The 20,705-nt window shown below is 68.8% G+C and carries 18 protein-coding genes; 15 read left to right on the top strand and 3 right to left on the bottom strand.

The features are described from left to right. Positions 1-23 precede the first annotated feature (23 nt). The 4 genes from AAF604_10405 to AAF604_10390 all read left to right on the top strand — a co-directional run bounded on the left by AAF604_10405 (position 24) and on the right by AAF604_10390 (position 4,674). A complete protein-coding gene (locus AAF604_10405; GenBank protein ID MEM7050064.1) occupies positions 24-1,241 on the top strand; it encodes a hypothetical protein in 1,218 nt (405 codons plus the stop codon). A 31-nt stretch (positions 1,242-1,272) separates the two neighbouring features. Further along, positions 1,273-2,490, top strand: a complete 1,218-nt coding sequence (locus AAF604_10400) for an ATP-grasp domain-containing protein (protein MEM7050063.1) — start codon at positions 1,273-1,275, stop codon at positions 2,488-2,490. 229 nt (positions 2,491-2,719) lie between these two features. Further along, positions 2,720-3,664 carry a LamG-like jellyroll fold domain-containing protein gene (locus tag AAF604_10395; protein ID MEM7050062.1) on the top strand — a complete coding sequence of 315 codons (945 nt, stop codon included), beginning with the start codon at positions 2,720-2,722 and terminating at the stop codon, positions 3,662-3,664. A gap of 107 nt (positions 3,665-3,771) precedes the next feature. Further along, on the top strand, positions 3,772-4,674 hold the full coding sequence (locus tag AAF604_10390; protein MEM7050061.1) for a hypothetical protein: 903 nt from the start codon (positions 3,772-3,774) through the stop codon (positions 4,672-4,674). 2 nt (positions 4,675-4,676) lie between these two features. On the opposite strand, the gene AAF604_10385 is transcribed toward AAF604_10390, so the two are convergent. Both AAF604_10385 and AAF604_10380 read right to left on the bottom strand, forming a co-directional pair. After that, a complete protein-coding gene (locus AAF604_10385; GenBank protein ID MEM7050060.1) occupies positions 4,677-5,705 on the bottom strand; it encodes an FAD binding domain-containing protein in 1,029 nt (342 codons plus the stop codon). A gap of 78 nt (positions 5,706-5,783) precedes the next feature. After that, positions 5,784-6,425 (bottom strand): 2-dehydro-3-deoxyphosphogluconate aldolase, encoded by a 642-nt coding sequence (locus tag AAF604_10380; GenBank protein MEM7050059.1) that lies wholly within the window; start codon positions 6,423-6,425, stop codon positions 5,784-5,786. Between the two features lie 54 nt (positions 6,426-6,479). Here AAF604_10380 and AAF604_10375 point away from each other — a divergent pair, with 54 nt between their 5' ends. The 3 genes from AAF604_10375 (at position 6,480) to AAF604_10365 (ending at position 9,394) form a co-directional block, all read left to right on the top strand. Beyond that, positions 6,480-7,172 carry a PilZ domain-containing protein gene (locus AAF604_10375; GenBank protein MEM7050058.1) on the top strand — a complete coding sequence of 231 codons (693 nt, stop codon included), beginning with the start codon at positions 6,480-6,482 and terminating at the stop codon, positions 7,170-7,172. Between the two features lie 62 nt (positions 7,173-7,234). Further along, on the top strand, positions 7,235-7,498 hold the full coding sequence (locus AAF604_10370; protein MEM7050057.1) for a hypothetical protein: 264 nt from the start codon (positions 7,235-7,237) through the stop codon (positions 7,496-7,498). Between the two features lie 1,059 nt (positions 7,499-8,557). Beyond that, on the top strand, positions 8,558-9,394 hold the full coding sequence (locus tag AAF604_10365; protein ID MEM7050056.1) for an alpha/beta fold hydrolase: 837 nt from the start codon (positions 8,558-8,560) through the stop codon (positions 9,392-9,394). 25 nt (positions 9,395-9,419) lie between these two features. Here AAF604_10365 and AAF604_10360 read toward each other — a convergent pair whose 3' ends face one another. Next, complete coding sequence (locus tag AAF604_10360; GenBank protein ID MEM7050055.1) at positions 9,420-9,881, bottom strand: hypothetical protein; 462 nt, start codon at positions 9,879-9,881, stop codon at positions 9,420-9,422. A gap of 285 nt (positions 9,882-10,166) precedes the next feature. Between AAF604_10360 and AAF604_10355 the strand changes: the two genes are divergently transcribed. The 8 genes from AAF604_10355 to AAF604_10320 all read left to right on the top strand — a co-directional run bounded on the left by AAF604_10355 (position 10,167) and on the right by AAF604_10320 (position 20,671). Continuing rightward, positions 10,167-10,871: a hypothetical protein gene (locus AAF604_10355; GenBank protein MEM7050054.1), complete on the top strand. Its 705-nt coding sequence runs from the start codon at positions 10,167-10,169 to the stop codon at positions 10,869-10,871. A gap of 135 nt (positions 10,872-11,006) precedes the next feature. Further along, positions 11,007-12,395, top strand: coding sequence for a magnesium transporter (gene mgtE, locus AAF604_10350; GenBank protein ID MEM7050053.1), 1,389 nt, complete (start codon positions 11,007-11,009; stop codon positions 12,393-12,395). Between the two features lie 7 nt (positions 12,396-12,402). Further along, on the top strand, positions 12,403-13,179 hold the full coding sequence (recO, locus tag AAF604_10345) for a DNA repair protein RecO (GenBank protein MEM7050052.1): 777 nt from the start codon (positions 12,403-12,405) through the stop codon (positions 13,177-13,179). Between the two features lie 48 nt (positions 13,180-13,227). Then, the gene (locus tag AAF604_10340; protein ID MEM7050051.1) at positions 13,228-14,133 is read left to right on the top strand and encodes a glycine--tRNA ligase subunit alpha; all 906 of its coding nucleotides are present in this window, start codon (positions 13,228-13,230) and stop codon (positions 14,131-14,133) included. Then, the gene (gene glyS, locus AAF604_10335; protein MEM7050050.1) at positions 14,120-16,240 is read left to right on the top strand and encodes a glycine--tRNA ligase subunit beta; all 2,121 of its coding nucleotides are present in this window, start codon (positions 14,120-14,122) and stop codon (positions 16,238-16,240) included. Before AAF604_10340 ends, glyS begins: the two co-directional genes overlap by 14 nt. A 125-nt stretch (positions 16,241-16,365) precedes the next feature. After that, positions 16,366-19,068 (top strand): pyruvate, phosphate dikinase, encoded by a 2,703-nt coding sequence (ppdK, locus tag AAF604_10330; protein MEM7050049.1) that lies wholly within the window; start codon positions 16,366-16,368, stop codon positions 19,066-19,068. 20 nt (positions 19,069-19,088) lie between these two features. Beyond that, on the top strand, positions 19,089-19,814 hold the full coding sequence (locus AAF604_10325; protein MEM7050048.1) for a GNAT family N-acetyltransferase: 726 nt from the start codon (positions 19,089-19,091) through the stop codon (positions 19,812-19,814). After that, positions 19,811-20,671, top strand: a complete 861-nt coding sequence (locus tag AAF604_10320; GenBank protein ID MEM7050047.1) for a class I SAM-dependent methyltransferase — start codon at positions 19,811-19,813, stop codon at positions 20,669-20,671. Before AAF604_10325 ends, AAF604_10320 begins: the two co-directional genes overlap by 4 nt. Positions 20,672-20,705 lie beyond the last annotated feature (34 nt).

Raw genomic sequence — 20,705 nt, 5'->3', positions numbered from 1 at the left:
CATCGTCTTGGTAGAGTCGCGCCATGCGGAAGGTCGTTTTCGTCGCCCCCTTCTTCCTCGAGACGACGCTGCGTTTCGTGCGCGCCGCGGCCCTGCCGGGGGTGCGCCTCGGGTTGGTCAGCCAGCAGCCCCTGGAGCAGCTGCCGGCGGCCGTGCGTCGCCGCCTGGCGGCCCATTGGCGAGTCGACAACGCCCTCGATGCGGAGCAGCTGGTGGGCGCCGTGCGGGGTCTTGGCCGCCAGCTTGGCGGGGTCGATCGACTGCTCGGGGTGCTGGAGCATTTGCAGGTGCCCCTGGCAGAGGTGCGCGAGGCCCTGTCCCTGCCTGGCGTCGGTGTGGCGGTGGCGGAGAACTTTCGCGACAAGAACCGCATGAAGACGGTGCTCGCCGAGGCGGGACTGCCTTGCGCCCGCCATCGGCTGGTGGAGTCGGCCGAAGCGGCGCGCGACTTCGCTCGGCGCACCGGATTTCCGCTGGTCGCCAAGCCGCCCGCCGGCGCCGGCGCCACCGGCACCTTCCGGGCCGACGATGACGCCGCCCTGGAGCAGGTGCTGGGCCTCTGCCGGCCGTCTCCTGCGAGGCCCCTGCTGCTCGAGCAGTTCCTGGTCGGTCGGGAGTACTCCTTCGACAGTGTGGTGATCGCTGGCCAGCCGGTCTGGCATTCGATCTCGCGCTACCTCCCGACCCCCCTGGAAGCGCTACGCAATCCCTGGATCCAGTGGTGCGTCCTGCTGCCGCGGGAGATCGAGGGGCCCGAGTTCGCGGACATCCGCGAGGTCGCCTTCGGCGCGCTTCAGGCCCTCGGCCTGGAAACCGGCCTGAGCCACATGGAGTGGTTCCGCCTCGGCGATGGCCGGGTGGCGGTTTCGGAGGTCGGCGCGCGCCCTCCCGGAGCCCAGATCACACCCTTGACCTCCTACGCCCATGACTTCGATCTCTATCGCGCCTGGGCGCGATTGATGATCTTCGACGAGTTCGAGCCGCCGGTGCGCCGCTTCGCCGCCGGGGCGGCCTTCTTGCGTGGTCAGGGTCGGGGGCGGGTGCATCGCATCGTCGGCCTCGAGCAGTTGCAGCAAGAGCTCGGGCCGCTGGTGGTGGAGAGCCACCTGCCGCGCCCCGGGCAGGCCCCTTCGACCTCCTACGAGGGCGAAGGCTTCGTGATCGTTCGCCACCGTCGAACGGAGGTGGTCGAGCGTGCTCTGCACCGCATCGTTTCGACTCTGCGGGTGGAGCTGAAATGAACCTCGATCGACGAGATGGAAGCGATTTTCCATGAACATCCTGTTCTTCTCTCCCGGCTTTCCGGGAGAAATGCCTTTCTTCACCGCCGCCCTGGCGGAGGTTGGTGCGCGCGTTTACGGCCTCGGGGACCAACCCGCGGCGGCCTTGCCGGAGCGCGCTCGGCATGCCCTTGCGGGCTACCTCCAGGTGCCCGATCTATGGGATGAGGGCGACCTCCTGCGTCGCGTCGGAGAGCTGCACCGGCAGGTCGGCCTGCAGGGCATCGAGTGCTTGTGGGAACCCGGCATGGTGCTGGCGGCGCAGCTGCGCGAAGGGCTCGGGCTGCCCGGCATGACCGTCGCCCAGACGGTGCCCTTCCGCGACAAGGAAGTGATGAAGACGGTCCTCGACCGGGCCGGCATCCGCACTCCCCGCCACTTCAAGGCCACCACCGTTCGCGGCTGTCGCGAGGCGGCGGAGCGGCTCGGTTTCCCGCTCATCCTCAAGCCGATCGCCGGGGCTGGATCGGCCGACACTTACCGCGTCGACGATGTCGGCGAGCTCGAAGAGGCTCTGCCGCGGTTGCAGCACGTCGCGGAGGTCAGTGTCGAAGAGTTCATCGATGGCGAGGAATTCACCTTCGACACCATCACCGCCGGTGGCGAGATCCAGTATTACAACATCGGCTGGTATCGCCCGCGACCCCTGGTGGCTCGCACCGTGCAGTGGATCAGCCCGCAGACGGTGGCCCTGCGCGACGTCCATCGGCCGGACCTCGCCGGCGGACGCCAGATGGGGCAAGCGGTGCTCTCGGCTCTCGGCTTCGAATCCGGCTTCACCCACATGGAGTGGTTCCTCAAGGCCGATGGCGAGGCCGTTTTCGGCGAGATCGGGGCGCGCCCGCCCGGCGCCCGCTCCGTCGAGACGATGAACTACGCCTGCGATATCGACGTCTTTCGCGGTTGGGCCGAGGCGGTCACCGGACGCGCCATGAGCCAGCCGGTGGAGCGGCGCTACAACAGCGTGGTGATCTTCAAGCGCGCCCAGGGAGAGGGGCGGATCCGCCGCATCGAAGGCCTCGCGGGACTGATGTCGCGCTTCGGTGAGCACGTTGTTTCCGTCGACCTGCTGCCGGTGGGGGCGCCGCGGCGCAACTGGAAGCAGTCCTTGCTCTCCGATGGCTGGGTGATGGTGCGCCATCCGGTACTCGGCCGGGCTCTCGAGATCGCCGATCGCTTCGGCACCGATCTCCAGATCTATGCCGGTTAGCAGGCTGCTGAAAAGTCCGCTGTGCGGATTTTCCAGCGCTGCTAGCTGTTTGTTTCAGGGGGCTGAGCGCCCCCTCGCCCGAAAAAGTGCGATTTTTCGGGCTCACCCCATCTCTTGGCTTCGCCGCCGAGCCCTCGCGGGCTCGGAAGCAGATTGCCGATGCCTTTTCCAGCAATCTGCTAGGTCGACGCTGGCGGCGGCGCTGCTGATCGGCCTGCTGTTTTCGGCGGTGCCGGCGGCGTCTCAGGGGTCCGACTATGCCCTGCGCTTTTTCGGCACCGGCGTCGGGCCTCCGGGACAGCAGGACCGGCTGCTGCTGCCGATCGACGACAACCTGCCCGGGGCCGCCAGTGAGCCGACCGACGTCGGTGGTGGCAGCTTCACTCTCGAGCTGTGGCTGCGCGGTCGCCTGGCGGACAATCCCACCGGTAATGCCGGCGGCGATATTGAGCTCTTCGACTATTCCTGGATCGAGGGCAACATCATCCTCGACCGCGATGTCTGGTGCGGCACCGCCAACGCCTTCGGCGTCAGCCTGGCCGGTGGCCTGGTGCGCTTCGGCGCCGACTCCGGCGACACCGGCTGCTGCAACGACACCATCGAGGGCAGCGTCAACGTGCTCGACGACGCCTGGCATCACGTCGCCGTGGTGCGCGATGCATCGGTCGGTGATCTCGCCATCTATGTCGACGGCGTCGAGGACTTTCGCGGCTCGGCGGGTCTGTCGACGGTCGACCTCTCCTATCCCGATGGCGGAGTGCCGGTGACCGGCGATTGCAACACCGGTCAGCGCACGCCCTACGGTTGGTACCTGGTGGTGGCGGCGGAGAAGCACGACGCCGGCTCCGCCTACCCCTCCTTTGCCGGTTGGGTGGATGAGCTGCGCATTTGGGACGTGGCCCGCCCCGGAGTGGCGATCGCGGCGGACCGCTTCGCGGTGCTGCCGGCCGCAACACCCGGTCTGGTCGGGTCCTATCGCTTCGAAGAGGGCAGCGGCACCGTCGTCAGGGACAGCAGCGGCCGGGGCTCGGCCGATGGCGAGCTGGTCGCCGGGACTGCCGGCAACGGCGAGTGGGTGAGCGGTCCCGGGGAGACGGCGCCGCTGGTGGCACCGTTGTTCGCCGACGGCTTCGAGTCGGGCAATCTCTCCGCCTGGTCGGCGGTGGTGCCCTGAAGGCCGCCGGCGCCCGGCTGTCGGTGGCGCCGTGGCGTCCGCCGGGGCTCGCGACCATCGGCGCCTGACCGCATCCAAAGACCACCCCTCCGGCGAAAGGGAGAGGTATGAAGAGACGGATCATCTTCTGCCTCGCCCTGGCCTTGTCGACCTTCGGCTGTGCCAGCTCCGCCATCCCGGCCTGGCCCGAGGACGACGACGCTTTGTCTTCAGGGCGCGATCTGCTCGAGCGCTCCGTGGCCGCCCATAGGGGTGACGTCTTCGCCGACTTGCAGGACCTGAGCGTGTCCTACGACGGGCGTTGGGGAAGGATCGTGCCGCGGCTCCAGCCGGTCTTGGTCGACCGGGGTTTTCGGGCCTCCTCGCAGGAGCGCTATCTCTTGCCCAGCGGCACCGTTTTCCAGCTCCACACTGGGCCACAAGGCGAGAAGACCGTGTTGCGCCGGCCGGACGATGTGTTGGTGAGCTATGCCGGCACCGCCGTGCCCGAGGTCGACGAGGAGCGCCAGGCGGCCTCGGCACTGGTCGCCGACGCCTATCTGATGATGATTACCGGTCCTTCCTATTTCCTGAGACCGGCGGCCGAGATCCGGAGCCTTCCCGCGGCGGTCGAGGACGGCCAGCGCTTCCTGCGCCTGAGAGCCCGCCTGCGCCCGGGCTTCGGCCTTTCGCCGGAGGACCGCGCAGTGCTGTGGATCGATCCGGAGACTTTCCTGCTGAGGCGGGTGGAGTTCTCGATCGAGGGCTTGGAAAGCACTCGCGGCGCCGAAGTCGACGTGACCTTTTCCGGCCACCGCGAAATGCACGGCAAGGTCTGGCCGACGCGCTTCGTCGAGCGCGTTCGGCGGCCGGTGTCGGTCTTCGCCCATCGCTGGAGCTTGGTCGGCTTGGACGTCGACCGCGGTCTGACCCTCGACGATCTGGCTCCGACGGCGATCACGGAGGTGGCGAAAGCCCCGGCTGGGGCGCCCTTGGTGGCGGTCTCCGACCGCCGGAGGACGGATCGATGAGCTCAGACCAGACGATGCTTCGGCGTTTGTCGCTCGGTGGGCAGGCCGACGCATTCGCGCAGCGCCGCCTCGACATACTTCTGGACCACCGCGCCGCGCCATTGGGCCTGGAAGTCGGTGTTGTCCATCGGAGTCGCGTTGCGCCGCGCCAGGGCCGCCGCGGCGGCGAGTACCTCGGCCGTTGCCGGCTCGCCGCGCAGCGCCTCGACGCTGGCCTCGGCCGCGACCGGCAAGGAAGCGACGGCGCCGAGGAAGATGCGGGCATCGCGGATGGTGCCATCGTCTTCGACATCGAGCGCGGCACCGACGGAGAGCACCGCGAAGTCGATCGAACCCCGTCGGCGAAGCTTCCAGAAGGCCGACCGCCAGCGCGCGGATTCCCGCGGTATCCGTATGGCCGTCACCAGCTCCTCCGGGGTCTTGGCGAGGTATTCCATCCCGTCGTCCCGGAATAGGCCTTCGACCGCCACCTGGCGTTCGCCCTGCGGTCCGACGACCGTCAACTGAGCGCCGAGGGCGGCGAGCATGGGGGCCGAGTCGGAGGCGCTGTGAGCCCAGCAGCGCGGCGAGCTCGGCGCCACCCAGCAGGTGCTGCCGGCCTCCTTCATGCAGTAGTCGATGGAGCGGCGCCACTCCTCCGTTTGGTTGTAGTAGGTGCAGCGCGTGTCGACGCAGAGATTGCCCCCCAGCGTTCCCATATTGCGTAGCGGCGGGGACGAGATCGAGGCCACCGCCCGGGCCAGAGCCGGGAAGCGGTGACGCACTTCGGTGTCGGTCTCAATCGTCGAGAGCGTGGTGTTGGCGCCGATCGTGAGGTCGCCGTTCGAGCGGATTCCGGTGAGGTCCGCGATGCCGGCGAGGGAAATCACCACATCGGCCCGCTGATGGCGGCGCTTCATGTTGGGCCACAGATCCGTGCCTCCGGCCACCGGCCGGGCGCGCCCTTCGCAGGCGCCTTCGGCCGCCAGCATGGCCACCGCCTCGGAAACGCTGGCGGCGCGGCGGAGCTGAAACTTGGGCAGTCGAAGCATCGCGGAAGGATCCTCGAGATGATGGTGTGACTTCAGCCTATCGCCAATCCTCGGCCGGAACCAGCTCGGTCGCAGCGCTCAGGCCGGCGGCGGCGCTGGCCGGGCGGCGAGAATTCGTTCAGCCCGCGCTTCGATCGCCGACCAGCGCCCAGCGGCCATGTCGCCAGCGTCGAACAGCGAGGCGACGAAACCGGCCGCCCAGGCGCCGGCGTCGAGCCAGCGGGCGAAATCGTGCTCGTCGACGCCATTGGTCGGAACCACCTTGAGGAAGGGCAGCGGACCGAGCACCGAGCGCAGCCACACTGGACCGCCGGCGGGACAGGGAAAGAGCTTGATCAGCGGAGCGCCGAAGTGATGAGCCTGGAGCATCTCCGTCGGCGTATGGGCTCCCGGCAAGGCGGCGACTCCCAGCTCGGCGGCGCAGCCGATGACCGTCTCATCGACCACCGGCGAGACCACGAAGCGGGCGCCGGCGTCGACGGCGCGACGGGCTTGCTCCGGATCGAGCACGGTGCCGGCTCCGACCACCGCGCCGGGGCGCTGCGAAAAATCGCGGATCAGCTCGTAGACGCCGGGGGTCGTGAGGGTGAACTCCAGAATCCGAAAACCGCCGCGATAGGCCGCTTCCATGGCCTCGGCGGCTTGCCCTTGGTCACCCCAACGCAGAATCGCGGTGGCCCGCTCGCGGCTCAGCAACTCGACGAACCGTTGGCTCTCCATGGTGCCAGTATAGAGCCATCCGGCAGTGCCCTTGTCGTGCTAAGTTTCGAGTTCATGAAGAGCTCGCAAGACCGCCGCGGTAGTCGTCGCTTCGAGGTCGCGGGAGTCCGCGGCCGGATGGAGGCGAAGGTGGCGGCGCGGGTGCTCAATCTCAGCCTCACCGGCATGTCGATCGAGACCGACGAGCCGCTGGTGGTGGGCAAGCCCTGTCAAGTCGAGCTGCACCACGAAGATCTCACCTTCGAGGCCGTCGGTACGGTGGTGTGGAGTCGCCCCCGGGAGCTGCCCGTCGAACCGCCACCCCCCGAGGTGCCGCCACGGAGCCGCGGCCCGTTCCACGCCGAGACCACCACCGTTTACGAAGCCGGCGTGCGATTCGACTCCGAGACCGCGGCCTTGGAAACGCTGCTCGGATCCTCGGCGGTGATCCTGTTCGAAGAGGATGGCCTCGCCGCCGAGCTGTCGTCGGAACGCCATCAGCGCGACTGCCGGTTGGTCGAGCTCGGCCCCGAGCGGCTGGTGGTGGTGGCCGCCGAAGGGCCTGCCGCCGAGCGCGTCCTGCTCACCCTCGAGGTCGATGGCGATTCTGTGCGATTGCCCGGGCGAGTTCAGGGCCAGCGCGAGATCGCGAGCCCGTCCGGCGGCTCCGCCACGCGAGTCGAGATCGCCCTCGAAGAGATCGAGCCGGCGGCGCGCCTCGCCCTGCAAAAGTTGATCGACGACCAGCTCTACGAGGACGAGCCCTGAGCCCGCCGAGCGGCTTCGAAGGCAGCGAATACGAGCCGGTCCAGGCCGGCGACGGTCTCGCCGTGCTCTCCTGGGTCTGCTTCGTCGCCGCCCTCGGCGCCCGCTGCCTCAGTGGCTGGGTGCCCGACGTCGGCCTGCCGCGAACCTTCGTACCCGCCCTCACCACTCCCGCCCTCGCCCTCCTCGGCGTCGTCGTCTCCGCCCTCGGCCTCCGCTTCGGCCGCCGCCGCTCCGCCTTGGTAAGGGTAGGACTATTCCTCAACGCCGCCGTCCTGCTCCTCAGCGGCCTAGCGGCCCTGATCTTCGTCTGGATCCTGGGGCGGTGATCGCGTGAAGAGACGGGCTGCCTGCGGAACCACCCCGGTGCGACGCGCCCAGAGCGCCCAGAAGGCGATGTCACGAAACAGAAGGCTGGCGGCATTCCGCCAGGTCCACGAGGCGGCGGTCGCGCCACGGAGGACGGAGGCGCCGAGCCGGTCGCGAGCCGCACAACACAAGCGGGCGGCCGAGGTAACCGCCGTTCTGAGCCTTGCTGATCAATGGGTGTCGGCTGCGCGACTTGAGATGGGAATGCGAAGACGTCCACGATCCTCACGCCAAGCGCGTGCAGCCGAGGTGCTTGCCGGTCAGAAGATTGCTGATCAGCGAGCGGCAGGGTGCTACCCAGCGCCCTGCCTCCGAGCGCGAAGGCGCGAGGCGGCTGCGATGCCGCCGAGGACGGCGGTGCCCTGGATTAGGTTGCAGGTGTGGGGACTGAGCGTTGCTGGTCAGCGAGCGGCAGGGTGCTACTCAGCGCCCTGCCTCCGAGCGCGAAGGCGCGAGGCGGCGGCTTTGCCGCCGAGGACGGGGGTGAGCCCGCACGACATGTGCGTGCGGGCGAGGGGGGCGCCCGAGGTCTCGGAGGCGCTGATCGCAGCAGGGAGTCGTCTGCTAGTCAGCAGGCGACTTCCGAGCGCCGAGGCGCGAGGCGGCGTCCGTTGGACGCCGAGGACGGGGGTGAAGGCGCGCGACATGCGCGCGCGCCTGAGGGGGGCGCCCAGCCCCCCTGAAACGAACGGAGCGGCCGCGTCGGAGCGCCGTCGCCCCCGGTGCTCCGACGCGGTACAGCCCCTGAACCGTGGACGGTTCGCTCGATTCCGCCAACGTGGCCCCGCGGGATCCAGCTCGCCGCTCGCAGGGCGAGCGGCGAAGAAGTCGGGCTGCCGATCCATCCCCATGGTGCGCTCGGAAGCCGGAGGCGTGACTTGATTCTTCAGCAAGGTCGTAAATGGTGGAGGAGCGAGCCTGGGCAGGTCGGCCGCGATTCCCGGCGGAGCCGGCTCGCAGATCGCCGGCTTCGGGCCTCGACGAGGGGCCGGAAAGGCCTGGGCGCGCTGGTCCTGCTGATGCTTCTCCAAGGCGGTTGCATCAGCCACTACATCATTCATCCGCGGCAACTGCCGCAAGATCTCGAAGCCTGGCAGGAAGAGCGCGAGGTGGCGGGCCTGATCATGCGCTTCGAGTGGGTCCTGCCGGCGGGCGAGGGCCCCTTGCCGACGGTGATCGTCCATCCCGAGGCCAACCACTTCGCCGACGAGATGCGCGGCATTCTCTACAGTCTGGCGCAGCGCGGCTACGCCGCCGTGGCGGCCGACTACCGTCGCGCCAACGGCGAAACGCTGTTTACCTGGAAGCGTCCGGAGGACGCGCGGGCGGTCTACGAGATCGTTCGTCAGCATCCGCGGGTGGATGGCGACCGATTGGGCTGGATGGGCTACTCCCAGGGCGGCATCTACAGCCTACTGATCGCCGCCCGTACCCCGGCAGCGGCGGTCGTGGCCTACTATCCGGTGACGGATTTCGAGACCTGGCTCGAAGACGCCGAAGGCCGTGGCCTGCGGCGCTTGGTGTTTCGCGCCATTCGTCGCTACTTCCGCAAGAAGAGCGGCGCCGAGTCGGAAGAGGAGTATCGCCGGCTGTTACGTCAGGCTTCGCCCTACCACCAGGCCGAGTCGATCACCGCGCCGGTGCTCCTGATCCACGGCGCCCGCGACCGCTCGGCGCGACTCTCCGAGTCCCGGCGTCTGGCGGAGCGCCTACGGGAGCTCGATCGCGAGGTTCGGCTGGTGGTGCTCGACGATGCCGGTCACGTGTTCAATTTTCGCAACCAGGACAAAGCGGCGCGGGCCTGGCAGGAGGCGACCGCCTGGCTCGATCGCCACCTGCGGGGCGAGGCCCCCTGATCGCGCCGTCCAGCCCGCGGCGGCCTCAGCCCTCGCGATGACCGCGCTCGGAGCGAGTCAGCCGGCGCAGCTCCGTGTCGAGGGCTTCTTCGACCAGGTTCTGAATCTGATCGAGGTCGACCGGTCCTGGATCGCGGCTGGCGCGCAGGGCCTGGTCGACGAGGGCACGAACCCGGCCGAGCTCGTGACGGCGTTCCGTCGACTCGGCCGCGACCCGCTGATCGACCAGACGCTCGAGCTCCAGGCTGTCGAGGTCGCGACCGCCGTAGAGGCGGGCGAAAAAGCGCTCGGGGGGATGGTCGAGGGCTGCGAGCAGATCGAGGACCCAGGAGACCTCGAGACCCGGTGGCCCCGGGCCGAGGGCGGCCGTCAGGCGTCCTGGGGGCCAACCGAGGCGCTGCTCGATCGCTTCCGGCGTCACCTCCGCTTCCTGCATCAGATCGCGGAGAAGGTCACACCAGCGTTCAATGGCGCCCTTCGAGCTCATCAGGAGATCATATCGAACGACCGGACGGACCTTTCTCGTCCAGGCTGCCGCGGTGTGATGGTCGGTTACCCGATCCCTCGCACCGCCGAGGGCTGCTCCCGGCGAGCAGGGATTCGATGGCGCCGAGCGCGGTGGATCACTCGCCATCGGGGGGCTCTGTGCGGCCGGGCTGGATTCTTCCGTCGATCTGACCGAAAATGACCTCCATCGGCGCTGCAGCCAGCGGGGGAGACCGGCGGTCGAGGTCTCTGTTTTTGATCAACTTCTGATTGCCGAGGGACCTCGATGACCTTCATTTTCGGAACGCTTTTCGTCTGCGCCATGCTGGCGGTATTCATCGGCGGGATCATGATCCTGATCGCCGCCTTCCGTCAGAGCGTGCTGTGGGGGCTCGGCACGCTGATCGTGCCCTTCGTCGGCCTGATCTTCGTCATCTTGCATTGGCAGGAGGCCAAGCGCGGCTTCCTCCTGACCCTCGGCGGCTACGCGGTTCTCTTCCTCTCGATCTTCGTCATCGGCGGCATGAGTAGCACCATGACGCCCGACGAGCAGGTGGTGACCTTCCCGGACGACAGCCCGCTGTCGGATCAGTTCGAAGCGCCGCCCCCCCGGGCCCGCGAGCCGGAAGTCGCGGAGCCGGTGGAGGTCGACGACGAGCCGGTCGACTTCGAAGAGATCATGGAGGAGGTCGAGGCGGTCAGCGACGAAGAAGCGGCGGCCGAGCCGATCGAGGCCCAGAGCCGGCTCGAGCGCCGTCCTTATGTGGCCCAGGCGGCCCCCGCCCGGCCAACGGTCCTGAGCCCCGATCGCTGGGGTGAGCTGGTGGGGCGGCGCATCGACGTCGTGCAGCGCAGCGGCCAGTTGGTGCAGGGAGTGACCTTGCTGGCGGTGCATTCGGATCGCCTGACCCTGCGTCGCAAGCTCGGCGGCGGCACGATGGATTTCGATCTCCCACGGCGCAAGATCGAGGAGATCCGTCCCGCTCGCTAGCAACTCGTCGGCGGGTCTCGAGGGGGTCGCCTTCGGGGAAATCGAGGCATCCTCGTAAGTCTATTTTTTGTAACATCTTAGAGGGGGTGATCGGAGGTCTCGAAGGGACCCCTCCTGTGCTACGATTCCGCCCCTATGGACGCGATCGACGTGCGCCGGAACCAGGTGCTGACGGACACTTTGCGCCGCTTTGTGCGGCGAGGGGCTCGCTCGAGTATCAGCAAGCTCCTCGCCAAGGTGCGTCCGGAGGACCTCGGCGGACTGCTGCGGGGGCTGACGCCGGGCGAGCGCCTGGCCGTTTTCCGGATCGCGGTGGCGGATTTTCCGGACAGTACCGGCTCGGTCTTGACCGAGATGGAGCCGCACCTGCGGACCGAGCTCCTCGAGCGCCTCGAGCCCGGCGAAGTGGCCGGCGTGCTCGAGCTCCTGGCGGTCGACGATGCGGTCTCGGTGGTCGAGTCGCTGCCCTCGGAGGTCAAAGACCGGGTGCTGGCGATCGTCGATCTCAAGGGCGTCACCGAGGTGCAGTCGCAGCTCACCTACGAGGACGATTCGGCCGGCCGCATCATGACCCGGGAGTTCTTCTCCCTGCCGGAGTCGACGCTGGTGCGCGAGGCGATCGCCACCATCCAAGACCAGGGGGAGGAGATCGAGATGATCTTCTACCTCTACGTGGTCGATCTCGAAGGCCTGTTGGTCGGGGTGACGTCGCTGCGCCAGATCCTGCTGTCGCCGCCGGACAAAAGCCTGCGGGACATCGCCCAGCGCGACATGATCAAGGTCGACACCACGACCGACCAGGAAGAGGTGGCGCAGCTGGCGGCGCGTTACGACCTGCTGGCGATTCCGGTGGTCGACGAGCACAACAAGCTGCTCGGCATCGTCACCGTCGACGACATCGTCGACATCGTCAAGGAAGAGGCGACGGAAGACTTCTTCAAGATGGTCGGCACCAACGAGGACGAGCTCCTCTACCAGGAGCGCGCCTGGCGCCTGGCCGGCATCCGCCTGCCTTGGCTGCTGATCAACCTGGTCGGGCTGCTGCTCACCGGAATTCTCTTCGAGCATTTCCAGGTGCGCTTCCAGGAGGCTCTGTTCCTGCTCACTTTCGTGCCCGTGATCATGGGCATGGGCGGCAACATCGGCACCCAGACCTCGACCATCACGGTGCGCGGCCTGGCGACCGGCCAGCTACGCTTCGGGGATCGCCGCATCGGCGCCTTTCTGTGGAGCCAGGTTCGCGTCGGTGCGCTCCTCGGCTTGGCGACGGCGGCGCTGGTGGCGATCGCCGCCGCGGCGCTCGAAAGCGGCAATGTCTACTATGCGATCGTGGTCAGCGTGTCGCTGTTCATGGCGATTCTAGTGGCCTCCTTCAACGGCGCCATCATCCCGGTGCTGTTCGAGAAGTTCGGCATCGACCCGGCGGTGGCCGCCGGCCCCTTGGTCACCACCAGCAACGACATCACCGGCATCTTGATCTACTTCGGCTTTGCCGGCCTGCTGATCGAGTTCCTCATCCGCTGACCGTCGAATGGCCTTCGAGCGCGACGAGGCGCTGCTCCTCGAGGTGATCGATCTCCAGGACAGTGACCGCATCGTCGCCTTCTTGAGTCGCCAGCACGGCCAGAAACGGGGGGTCGCGAAAGGGGCGCGGCGGCCCCACAGCCGCTTCGCCGGCCAACTGCAACCGCTGGCCAAGGCACGGATCGACTGGCGCGAGAAGGAGGGCCGAGACCTGGTGCGTATCTCGGATGTCGACGTGCTGCGGCCGGTCGACCTTTCGGGTGACCTCGAAGGCTTGCTGGTGGGCAGCTACCTCGCCGATCACCTGCTCGAGTTCGTGCAGGAGAACGAGCCTGGAGACCTCTGGTTTCGGCTTCTGGACAGCACCGTCGAAGCCCTGCTCGATGGGGTGGACCGGGATCTCGCGGCGCGATACTTTGAGACCTGGGTCTTGCGCCTCTCGGGAATCTTTCCGGAGCCTCGAGAGTGCCCGCAGTGTGGTCGAGGATTGGCCAGCGAAGGCGTGGTCCTGCCGCCCGACGGCGACAGCTTCGTCTGTCGACGGTGTAGCGATCGCGGCCTACGCATTGCGCCGGAAGTGTTGGAATTCGTGATCCGATCGGGCCGTCGGGCGCTCGGCGCACTGGCCAAAGAACCGCCATCGCGGGACACTCTGCGACTCGTCGAGCAAATCTGTGCTCAAATTCGCCGACAGTTCCTGCAGCGCGAGCTGCGCAGCTACGAGGTGATTCAGCAGACCTTGGGCGCGGGGCGCGCCTTCGGGCGCTTCGATGGCGCTCGCTGAGGACCTGTCCCGGCGGGGTGGAGACAACCAGGACTGAGGATTTTCGACATGCAGACTTTTCAGGAGTTGATCCTTCGCCTTTCGGACTTCTGGGCCGAACAGGGCTGCGTCTTGCAGCAGCCCTACGACCTCGAGGTCGGGGCCGGCACGATGCATCCGGACACCTTTCTGCGGGTGCTCGGCCCGGAGCCCTGGCGGGTGGCCTATGTCCAGCCGTCGCGGCGGCCGGCGGACGGGCGCTACGGCGACAACCCCTTCCGTCTCGCCAAGCACTATCAGTTCCAGGTGATCCTGAAGCCCAATCCCAAGGACATCCAGGAGCTCTACGTGCGCAGCCTCGAGGCCATGGGCATCGATCTCTCGGTGCACGACCTGCGCTTCGAGGAGGACAACTGGGAGGCGCCGACCCTCGGTGCTTGGGGGGTCGGTTGGCAGGTGATGCTCGACGGCATGGAGATCACCCAGTTCACCTACTTTCAACAGGCCGGAGGTCTCGAGCTCGATCCGATCAGCGCCGAGATCACCTACGGCCTCGAGCGCATCACCATGTTCCTCGGCCTGTCGCGGTCGATCTACGACATCGGCTGGGTGCCCGACGGGGTGCGCTACGGCCAGGTGCGCCATCAGGACGAGGTGGAGTTTTCGAAGTACTACTTCGAGGTCGCCGACGTCGACTTCCTGACCCAGCAGCTCGACGGCCAGGAGCGCGAGGCGCAACGCTGCCTCGAGGCGGGACTGGTGCTGCCGGCCTATGAGTGCGCCCTCAAGTGCTCGCATCTGTTCAACGTGCTCGATGCCCGTGGCGCCGTCTCGGTGACCGAACGGGTCGCCCTGATCAAGCGGGTGCGTCGCCTGGCGGTGGCCTGCGCCCGCGAATATGTCGACAGCCGGGAGCGGCTGGGTTACCCGCTGCTGGCCAGCGGCGACGAGGAGGTGAATCATGCCGAAGGGTGAGTACCTGCTCGAAGTGCGAGCCGAGGAGATTCCCGCTCGCATGCTGGCGCCGGCCGTGGCGACCCTGCGGGATCAGGTGGTGGCCGCCCTCGAACAGCGTGAGCTGGCGCCGCGGGAGGCGGTCGTCGGATTCACGCCGCGGCGCCTGCTGCTGGTGCTCAAGGGGCTGCCGGAGCGCGAAGAGGACCGCGAAGAGCAGGTGGTCGGGCCGCCGTCGAGGGTCGCCTTCGACGACGACGGCAACCCGACGCCGGCAGCTCTCGGTTTCGCCAAACGCTGCGGCGTCGAGGCCGAGGCCCTGGAGCGGGTCGTCACCGACAAGGGTGAGTACGTCGGCACCCTGGTGCGGACCGTCGGGATGGCGACCGGCGAAGTTCTCTCGGAGCTGGTGCCGCGCGTCCTCGCCGCCCTGCCCTGGCCGAAGAGCATGCGCTGGGGCAGTGGGGAAGGGCCCTGGGTGCGGCCGGTCCACGGCATCGTGTCGCTGTTTGCCGGCGAGGTGGTGCCTTTCCAGCTTTTCGACGTCGCCGCCGGCGACCAGACCGTCGGCCATCCGGTCCTGTCCCCCGGCCTGTTCACCGTCAAAGGCGCCGCCGACTACCGTCGCAAGCTGCAGCGCAAAGGCATCGAGGTGTTGCCGGAAGCGCGGCGCGAGACGCTGGTGACGGCGATGCGTGAGCGCGCCGTCGAGCTCGGCGGGGAGCTGGTCGAAGACGATGAGCTGATCGACAAGCTGACCGCCATCTGCGAGATCCCCGGGGTGATGGAGGGTTCTTTCTCGGAGGATTATCTGGCGCTGCCGCGGGAGGTCCTGATCGCCAGCTTGAAGGATCACCAGAGCGCACTGACGGTGGAGGAGCCGGGTGCGGGGGAGCGGCCCCTGTTGCCGGTCTATCTGACCGTCATGGATCGGCCCGACGATCCCGCCGGCCGGGTGCGGGCCGGCAACGAGTGGGTGGTGGCGGCGCGCCTCGCCGACGCCCGTTTCTTCGTCGACGAGGACGGCAAGCAGAGCCTCGCCGAACGTGCCGAATCCCTCGATCGGCTCACCTTTCACGAGCGCCTCGGCACCTACGCCGACAAGAGCGAGCGCATCGCCGGCCTGGTGCGGATGCTCTGCGAGCAGCTCGAATGGCCCCAGGAGATGGAGCCGGGGCTCGCCGCCGCGGCGTTGCTGAAGGCCGATCTGACCAGCGAGATGGTCAAGGAATTCACCTCCCTGCAGGGCATCATGGGCGGCCTCTACGCGCGCCAGGAGGAGGCCGACGAGGCGGTCTGGCAGGCGATCTACGACCAGTACTTGCCGGCGTCGACGGACGATGCCATTCCGCGCGGCCGGATCGGCAAGCTCACCGCACTGGCGGACCGCATCGACACTCTGGTGGGCATTTTCGGTCTCGGCCTGGTGCCGACCGGCAGCCGCGATCCCTTCGGTCTGCGGCGCGCTGCCCAGGGGGCGGTGCGGATTACCCTCGAAGGTGGCCTGCCGCTCGATCTCGACCTGGTGGCGGCGCGGGCGGCGCTGCTCTATGGCGATCGCCTGGAGCGCAGCGGCGAGGAGCTGCTCGCCGATCTGCGGCCTTTCCTCCACGATCGCACCCGCCACCTGCTGGGCCTCCAGGGCTACGCCTACGACGAGGTCGAGGCGGCGCTGGCGGTCGGTGGAACGGACCTGCCCGATCTGCAGTCGCGGGTCGATGCTCTCCACCGGGTGCGTCAGGAGGAGGGTTTCCTGTCGGTGGTGCTGGCCGCCAAGCGGATCGCCAACATCGTGCGCGACCATTCCGAGTACGAGCTCGAGGGCGAGGCCCTGGTGGAGGATGCCGAGAAGGATCTCTTCGCCGCCTACGAGCGCCTGCGCTCGCAGATCGAAGAGGCCGCGGCAGCCGGTGAATACGAGCGCGGCCTGCGCCACATCGCCGACCTCGCCGAGGTCCTCGACCGTTTCTTCGTCGAGGTCCTGGTGATGGACGAGGATCGCAATCGGCGGCGCAACCGCATCGCTCTGCTGCAGGGCATTCACCGCTTGCTTTCGCGCATCGCCCGCTTGACCGAGGTGGTGGTGGATCGCGCTGAGCACCGTTCGCGCTTCGCCGGCGACGCCTGAGGGGCCGGGCGACCCGGCCGAGGCAGCTTCTCGGGCTGGCCCGCAGGTCGGGCTAGAATTTCGGCGAGCACGAGCTGGCGAAAAACAGAGGCCGCGGGCCGGCCGCAACGGACTGGAGGGCAGAGTTGACCGACACCCAATACGTCTACTCGTTCGGTGGTGGAACCGCCCAGGGTTCGGCAGAGCAGAAGCAGCTCCTCGGCGGCAAGGGTGCCAACCTGGCGGAGATGAGCCGCCTCGGAATTCCGGTGCCGCCAGGATTCACCCTCACCACCGAGGCCTGCCTCTACTTCCAGGACCACGACGGCAGCTACCCTGCAGGCCTCGAGGCGCAGGTCGACGATCACCTCGCCCGGCTTCAGGAGCTCCAGGGTCGGCGCTTCGGCGGCGATGCCGATCCGCTGCTCCTTTCGGTACGCTCCGGGGCGCCCATCTCGATGCCGGGAATGATGGACACGGTGCTCAATCTGGGCCTCAATCGCCAGGTGGTGGCGGCGCTCGAGGCCGCCGGCAGCGATCCGCGCTTCGTGCGCGATGCCTACCGGCGTCTGCTGACCATGTACGGCGACGTGGTGATGGGCGTGCCCCACCGCGAGTTCGAGAGCATCCTCGGCGCCGCCCGCCAGCGCGAGGCGGTCGAAGACGATTCGGCGCTCTCGGCGAGCGCCCTCGGCGAGGTCATCGCGGCCTTCGAAGAGCTGATCGAGGGGCACGCCGGCCGGCCCTTCCCGCAGGACCCCCGGGAGCAGCTCTGGGGCGGCATCCGTGCCGTCTTCGAGAGCTGGGACAACCAGAGGGCGCGCGACTACCGGCGCCTCAACGGCATTCCGAGCACCATGGGAACGGGGGTCAACGTCCAGGCGATGGTGTTCGGCAATCGCGGCGACGACTGCGCCACCGGGGTCGCCTTCACCCGCAACCCGGCCTCCGGTGAGCCCGGTCTCTACGGCGAGTTCCTGGTCAACGCTCAGGGTGAGGATGTGGTCGCCGGGATTCGCACGCCGCGCCCCATCCGGCCCGCCGAGGGAGACGGCATGGCCGCCCTTTTTGGGCCGGCGACGGCTCAGCTCGAGGAGGTCTGCGGGGTGCTGGAAGAGCACTATCGGGAGATGCAGGACGTCGAGTTCACGATCGAGGACGGCCGCCTTTACATGCTGCAGACGCGCACCGGCAAGCGCACCGGCTCGGCCGCGGTGCGCATCGCCGTCGACATGGTGCGGGAGGGCCGGATCGACGCCACCACCGCCCTCGAACGGGTCGAGCCGGACCACCTCGAACAGATGTTGGCGCCGGACTTCGATCCCGCCGACAAGGCGGCGGCGGTAGCCGCCGGCCGCCTGTTGGCGAAGGGCTTGCCGGCGGGGCCCGGAGCGGCCAGCGGGCGCATCGCCCTCAACGCCGAGCGGGCCTCCGAGATGGCCGTCGCGGGTCCGGTTCTGCTGGTGCGCGAAGAGACTTCGCCGGAAGACATCGTCGGCATGCACGCCTCCGCCGGCATCGTCACCTCGCGCGGTGGCATGACCTCCCACGCGGCGGTGGTGGCGCGCGGCATGGGCAAACCCTGCATCGTCGGTGCCGGAGATCTGCACGTCGACGAGGCGAGCGGCGAGGTGCGAGTGGCGGGACAGACGTGGCGCGAAGGCGACGCCCTTTCGATCGACGGCTCGACCGGCGAAGTGCTCGCCGGTGCCCTCGCGCCGCAGGAGTCGGAGGTGCTCGCGGCGCTCACCGGCGAAGGTCCGCCGACGGCTGCTTCGCACGCCTTCCAGCAGGTCCTCGACTGGGCCGACGGGGCGCGCCGCATGCGGGTGCGGGCCAATGCCGACACCCCCGAGGATGCCCGCCGGGCGCGTTCCTTCGGCGCCCAGGGCATCGGCCTCTGCCGTACCGAGCACATGTTCTTCGAGGAGGATCGCATTCCGCGCGTGCGGCGCATGATCCTGGCGGCGACGGCGGCTGAGCGTCAGGCGCCCCTGGCCGAGCTGTTGCCGGTCCAGCAGGGCGATTTCGAGGGCATCTTCGAGGCCATGGACGGCCTGCCGGTGACGGTACGCTTGCTCGATCCGCCGCTCCACGAGTTCTTGCCCCACGGCGACAAGGCGCTCGCCGAGCTCGCCGCCGAGATGGGTATCTCGGCCAGCGAGGTGGCGGAAAAAGCGGAGTCCCTGCGCGAGCTCAACCCGATGCTTGGTCACCGCGGCTGTCGCCTCGGCGTGACCGCGCCGGAGATCTACGACATGCAGGCCGAGGCCATCGTGCGGGCTGCCTGCGCCCGGCGCCGAGCCGGCGGCGACGTGCGGGCCGAGATCATGATTCCGCTGGCTGGCACCGCCGAAGAGCTGCAGCGCCTGCGCCAGCGCATCGCCGCCACCATCGAGCGGGTGCAGGCCGAGGAAGGGGTCTCGACGGAGATTCTGATCGGCACCATGATCGAGGTGCCGCGGGCCGCCCTGGTGGCCGAGGAAGTGGCGGCCCACGCCGACTTCTTCTCCTTCGGCACCAACGACCTGACCCAGATGACCTTCGGCTTTTCGCGCGACGACGTCGGCTCCTTCTTGCCGGAGTACATCGAGCAAGGCGTCTTGCCCTACGATCCCTTCGCCCGCATCGACGAAGCCGGCGTCGGCAGTTTGGTGCGCGCCGCCTGCGAGGGCGGTCGGCGCGCCAAGGAGCATCTCCACCTCGGGGTCTGCGGCGAGCACGGCGGCGAACCCCATTCGATCGCCTTCTTCGAATCGGTGGGTCTCGACTACGTCTCCTGCTCGCCCTACCGGGTGCCGATCGCCCGGCTGGCGGCGGCGCGGGCGGCGCTCCGCCGCGAGGCCTGACCCGGGATGGTCGTCGCACGATGAACGCCGGCCTCGCCGAGGTTCTGGCGGCGCGCATTCCGGACCAGCCACGCTGGGTCGATCTGCGCGGTCTGCTGCTGTCCGGCAGTGGCGAGATCTTCGTCTCGCCGGATCACGAGAGCGCCGCCGTGCTTTCCCGCTCTCTGCGCTTCATCGCCCTTTGGGGGCCGCCTTCGCGCCGCCAGCTCGAGGCCGCCATCGCGGCGGCGGCGGCGGGCGAGCTCGATGTCCTGGTCGACGACGGCAGCGCGCCGCAGGTGGCGCCTTGGCTGCCTGGCTGGGAGCGCGTCGGGGCGATTCTGCACCGAGCTGGGCCGACCGTCGCGGCGGCGGCGGTTCCCGAGGCGATTGCCACCGTCGATCTCGACCGCACCACCGGCTGCGACTTGAGCGGCTGGGAAAGCCCCGAGCGGCAGGAGATCGAGTGGACCCTGGCCCACGGCCGGCCGGCCGCCGGGGTCGTCGTCGAGTCTCGTCTGGTGGCCTACTGTGCCGCGGCGGTCGAGACCGAGAGCCTGTGGGACGTCTCCGTCGCGACCCGTCCGGAGCATCGGCGCCGAGGCCTGGCGGCGGCCTGTTTCCACCACCTGAAGAGCCGCCTGGAGGGCAAGCAGCCGGTGTGGGGCTCCCGTGCCGACAACCTCGCCTCGCGGCGCCTGGCCGCACGGCTGGGGTTCGTTCCGGACAGCACCATGACCGCCTTCCTGCGCCCGGAGGGCCCGTGAGTCCGGCCCGCGAAGAGCCGTCCACGGGCGCCACCGGCAGTGCCAAAGAGCGCCTCGACCGTTTTTGGGACGCCAGCCGGAGCTATTACGAGCAGGCGGCGGCGAGCAACCCCGAAGCGTCGCCGGAACGGCAGCTCCTGTTCTCCCACCTGGCGTCCGGCGATCGCGTGCTCGACCTCGGCAGCGGATCCTGCGAGAACGCCCTCTGGCTGCCCGAGGACACCCGCTACTGGGGCACCGACGTCTCCACCGCCGCCCTGCTGATGGCGGGGGAGAAGAGCCGCCCCGGCGGCCGGGTGCGCAGCGACGGCGAGTCGTTGCCCTTCGCCGACGGCGCCTTCGATGCGGTGCTCTCGACCTGGGCCCTGGAGCACTTTCACGAGCCCGGCCGCACCCTGCTCGAGGCGGCGCGGGTGGTGCGCCCCGGCGGCCTGATGCTGATCGTCGGCTCGGCCTGGGACCTGCCCTACGATCTGCCGCCGAGCCTGAGCCCGGCCCGGCGCGTGGCCATCGCCCTGCGCCGTCTGCTGCGCCAGGTTCGGTCCCTGGTCGGTGGACCTCACGTCTTCGAAGTGGTGGCCGAGCCGCTGGTTCTCTCGGAGGGCTACGTGCCCGATGCCGATGCCGTGCACGTCGCCCAGTCCTGGCGGCTGCAGCGCTTCCTCGAAGCCGCCGGCCTGGAGATCGTCGAGATGCGCTGTCTCGCCCATCGCCCCGATCCCAGCGGTCCCCGCGGTTGGCTGCGGGCGGCTTTGCGGCGCGTGCCCTGGTGGCGCCGGGGCTGGGGCGCCACCCTGTTCATCGCGCGCCGCGGCGACCACTTGATTCGGCCGCCCTACCGGCTGCTGCCGCTGTGAGCCGCGCCGGAGATTGAACAATCCCAGCCGCCGC

Source organism: Acidobacteriota bacterium, assembly GCA_039028635.1.
Lineage (GTDB): Bacteria > Acidobacteriota > Thermoanaerobaculia > Multivoradales > JBCCEF01 > JBCCEF01.
The sequence above is the reverse complement of the archived record's forward strand: the minus strand, read 5'-3'. Positions and strand labels throughout refer to the sequence as shown.

Coding starts and splice junctions, on each gene's coding strand:
- AAF604_10405 (MEM7050064.1), top strand. CDS start 24: ATGCGGAAGGTCGTTTTCGTCGCCCCCTTCTTCCTCGAGACGACGCTG.
- AAF604_10400 (MEM7050063.1), top strand. CDS start 1,273: ATGAACATCCTGTTCTTCTCTCCCGGCTTTCCGGGAGAAATGCCTTTC.
- AAF604_10390 (MEM7050061.1), top strand. CDS start 3,772: ATGAAGAGACGGATCATCTTCTGCCTCGCCCTGGCCTTGTCGACCTTC.
- AAF604_10385 (MEM7050060.1), bottom strand. CDS start 5,705: ATGCTTCGACTGCCCAAGTTTCAGCTCCGCCGCGCCGCCAGCGTTTCC.
- AAF604_10380 (MEM7050059.1), bottom strand. CDS start 6,425: ATGGAGAGCCAACGGTTCGTCGAGTTGCTGAGCCGCGAGCGGGCCACC.
- AAF604_10375 (MEM7050058.1), top strand. CDS start 6,480: ATGAAGAGCTCGCAAGACCGCCGCGGTAGTCGTCGCTTCGAGGTCGCG.
- AAF604_10365 (MEM7050056.1), top strand. CDS start 8,558: ATGCTTCTCCAAGGCGGTTGCATCAGCCACTACATCATTCATCCGCGG.
- AAF604_10360 (MEM7050055.1), bottom strand. CDS start 9,881: ATGAGCTCGAAGGGCGCCATTGAACGCTGGTGTGACCTTCTCCGCGAT.
- AAF604_10355 (MEM7050054.1), top strand. CDS start 10,167: ATGACCTTCATTTTCGGAACGCTTTTCGTCTGCGCCATGCTGGCGGTA.
- mgtE (MEM7050053.1), top strand. CDS start 11,007: ATGGACGCGATCGACGTGCGCCGGAACCAGGTGCTGACGGACACTTTG.
- recO (MEM7050052.1), top strand. CDS start 12,403: ATGGCCTTCGAGCGCGACGAGGCGCTGCTCCTCGAGGTGATCGATCTC.
- AAF604_10340 (MEM7050051.1), top strand. CDS start 13,228: ATGCAGACTTTTCAGGAGTTGATCCTTCGCCTTTCGGACTTCTGGGCC.
- glyS (MEM7050050.1), top strand. CDS start 14,120: ATGCCGAAGGGTGAGTACCTGCTCGAAGTGCGAGCCGAGGAGATTCCC.
- AAF604_10325 (MEM7050048.1), top strand. CDS start 19,089: ATGAACGCCGGCCTCGCCGAGGTTCTGGCGGCGCGCATTCCGGACCAG.